Origin of the sequence: Paenibacillus sp. 32O-W, from assembly GCF_007679495.1 — a bacterium.
Classification (GTDB): domain Bacteria; phylum Bacillota; class Bacilli; order Paenibacillales; family NBRC-103111; genus Paenibacillus_L; species Paenibacillus_L residui.
The window spans coordinates 1-209 of the sequence record NZ_VEGP01000230.1; the positions used below are offsets into that span (position 1 = coordinate 1).

1 rRNA gene is annotated in these 209 nt (G+C 50.7%); it reads left to right on the forward strand.

What is annotated here, in order from left to right:
* Positions 1-75, forward strand: a 5S ribosomal RNA gene (rrf, locus tag FS806_RS27250); the annotation flags it as partial.
* Between the last annotated feature and the right edge of the window lie 134 nt (positions 76-209).

Genomic DNA, 209 nt, shown 5'->3' on the forward strand with positions numbered 1-209 from the left:
AACACGACCGTTAAGCCCTCCAGCGCCGATGGTACTTGGACCGAAGGGTCCTGGGAGAGTAGGACGTTGCCAAGCGGCTTTTTTTTTGCCTGAATTTAACGTAATCTCTCCCGAAGGAGAGTATGCGGAATTTTTGATCGAAGAAACTCAAGAAGCTGGCCCGGCTTAAGCGGTAAATTCCGATGCCGACCTCGAAGTGATTCGAGAAG